Genomic DNA, 2,338 nt, shown 5'->3' with positions numbered 1-2,338 from the left:
CGCCTGATACAGAGACTTGGCAAGCGCTCCCATGTGGCTACGCCCCTGCTGCTTGGCGCGGTTTGGGGTCTGTTTCCCTGCGGATTTCTCTACGCAGCCCAGATCAAGGCAGCCGACACAGGCAATCCCTGGCTGGGCAGCGCCACCATGCTAGCCTTTGGGCTGGGGACGCTGCCGACGATGCTGGGCGTGGGCACGTCTGCGGCATGGCTGAGCGCCGATCAGCGCAGCCAGTTTTATCGACTGGGCGGCTGGGTGACGCTGAGCATTGGTCTGTTGACGCTGCTGCGGACGGGCGACACGATGACGGACTTCACTGGCCACGCCAGCTTGCTCTGCCTGATGCTGGCGCTGGTGGCTCGGCCCCTCAGCCGTCTCTGGAGTGGGCTGCTGAGGGTACGGCGGGCGCTGGGGGTGGGCGCGTTTGTGCTGGCGGCGGCGCACACGCTGCACATGGCGGAACACACCTGGGGCTGGAACTGGCAGGCGATCGCCTTCATGCTGCCACAACACCAAGGGGCGATCGCCGCTGGAGCCGCCGCGCTGCTGGCGATGCTCCCCGCCGCCCTGACGAGCTTCGACCGAGCGCAAAAGTGGCTGGGGGAAACCTGGCGGCCGCTGCACCTGCTTTCGGTTCCTGCCCTGCTGCTGGCTACGATTCACGCGATCGCCATCGGTTCTACCTACCTCGGCGTGTCGCCTACGGGGTGGCACTGGGCAGGGGCGATCGCCCTCAGTGGGGCAACCCTCAGCGTCTTGCTGCTGCGCGGCCGCTGGGTCTGGAAATGGTTTGGTCAGGAGGAATGGTATGCAGAAGCTCCGTCTCGTCGTTCGTAATGCAAGCCTGCTGGTGCTGCTGGGTCTGTCGATGGCGGCAGGCAGGATTGGTCTGTCCCCCCTTGATCCGGCCAGTGCCCATCAGGTGCAGGTGTCGGGCGAGGTCGGCGGCACGGTGCATATCGAGCCGCGAGACAATCCCCGCGCCGGAGTTGCCAGCCAGGCCTGGTTTGCACTGGCGCGACGTGGCGGCCAGACAATTCCCCTCTCCGCCTGCACCTGCCAGCTCGAGGTTTACGCCCGCCCGCGCCGCCAGGGGGATGCGCCCATTCTGTCGCCCACGCTGCAAGCCGTTTCCGCCGAAGGTCGCCAAGGCATTCCCGGAGCCACTGTCACCTTCCCTCGCGCTGGCGCTTACGAGCTAGTCTTGCGCGGCCGCCCCGTCACGTCGGGCACGTTTACGCCGTTTGAACTGCGGTTTCCGGTGACAGTGGCAAGGTAGTGGGGACAATGGGGACTGGCGGGATCGGTCATGGCAGGGTAGGTAAGGTAAAATAATGCCTCAGGACTTCACTCCTTCTCTCATGCTTCCCGATGTCTTCCCACTGGTTTACCGGACGCACGGCTATTCTGGCGACCATGCATCGCAAGGAGGCGGCGATCGCCCCCCTCCTCACGTCCGCGTTTGCCCTAGAAATAGTGGTTCCCAGCGGCTTCGACAGCGACCAGTTTGGCACTTTTACCCGCGATATCAAGCGGCCGGCAGATCAGCTAGCGACGGCGCGGCTCAAGGCAATGCACGCACTGGAACATCTGGGGGCAGCGCTGGGAACAGAGTTGGCGATCGCCAGCGAGGGCAGCTTTGGGCCCCATCCGCTGATGCCCTACGTACCGCTCAATCGAGAACTGGTGCTATTGGTCGATCGGCGGCATGGGCTGGAGATCGCGGGCCACGCCGCTACGCCAGACACCAACTATAGCCATCAGCAGGTAGACAGCTTGGAGGCGGCGCTGAAATTTGCCCAATCGGCAGGGTTTCCCAGTCACGGGCTGGTGGTGATGCCTGCGGCAGAGGGCAGCGACCCCACGGAGATACACAAGGGCATCACGCAGGAAGATCAGTTCCGAGAAATCGTGACCGCGACCCTCAAGCGCCACGGCCGCGCCCATCTGGAAACCGACATGCGGGCCATGATGAACCCCACGCGGATGAAGGCAATCGCCCTCGCAACGCAAGACCTGATCCGCAAGCTGCAACAGACTTGCCCCCAGTGCCACGCGCCCGGTTTCGACGTGGGCGATCGCCAGCCCGGATTGCCCTGCGCCCTTTGCCACGCGCCCACAAGCCTGACACTAGCCGCCCTCTACCGCTGCACCCAGTGCGGTTTTACTGAAACCGTGCGCTATCCCGACGGTCAGGACTTTGCCGACCCGGCCCAGTGTACCTACTGCAACCCCTAGCCTGGGCGGAACAGTGAGCATTCCAGTAGGGCGTTGTTGCATGAAGGGAGGGTTGCGGGCGGGAGAGACATGGTAGATTTCAGTTACCACACAAAAACCT

At 64.1% G+C, this 2,338-nt stretch carries 3 protein-coding genes; all 3 read left to right on the top strand.

Annotated elements, in window-relative coordinates:
• The coding region (locus IGS51_RS20870; RefSeq protein WP_297080683.1) for a sulfite exporter TauE/SafE family protein at positions 1–837 on the top strand (837 nt) is incomplete at its 5' end.
• Positions 809–1,279, top strand: coding sequence for a hypothetical protein (locus IGS51_RS20865; protein ID WP_297080682.1), 471 nt, complete (start codon positions 809–811; stop codon positions 1,277–1,279). The genes IGS51_RS20870 and IGS51_RS20865, both read left to right, overlap by 29 nt.
• A 92-nt stretch (positions 1,280–1,371) precedes the next feature.
• A complete protein-coding gene (locus tag IGS51_RS20860; protein WP_297080681.1) occupies positions 1,372–2,238 on the top strand; it encodes a DUF6671 family protein in 867 nt (288 codons plus the stop codon).
• Positions 2,239–2,338: the final 100 nt, after the last annotated feature.

The organism is Thermoleptolyngbya sp. M55_K2018_002 (assembly GCF_015295965.1).
Classification (GTDB): domain Bacteria; phylum Cyanobacteriota; class Cyanobacteriia; order Elainellales; family Elainellaceae; genus Thermoleptolyngbya; species Thermoleptolyngbya sichuanensis.
The sequence above is the reverse complement of the archived record's forward strand: the minus strand, read 5'-3'. Positions and strand labels throughout refer to the sequence as shown.

What these genes read in the sequence shown, in the direction of transcription:
- IGS51_RS20865 (WP_297080682.1), top strand. Translation starts at nt 809, where the DNA reads ATGCAGAAGCTCCGTCTCGTCGTTCGTAATGCAAGCCTGCTGGTGCTG.
- IGS51_RS20860 (WP_297080681.1), top strand. Translation starts at nt 1,372, where the DNA reads ATGTCTTCCCACTGGTTTACCGGACGCACGGCTATTCTGGCGACCATG.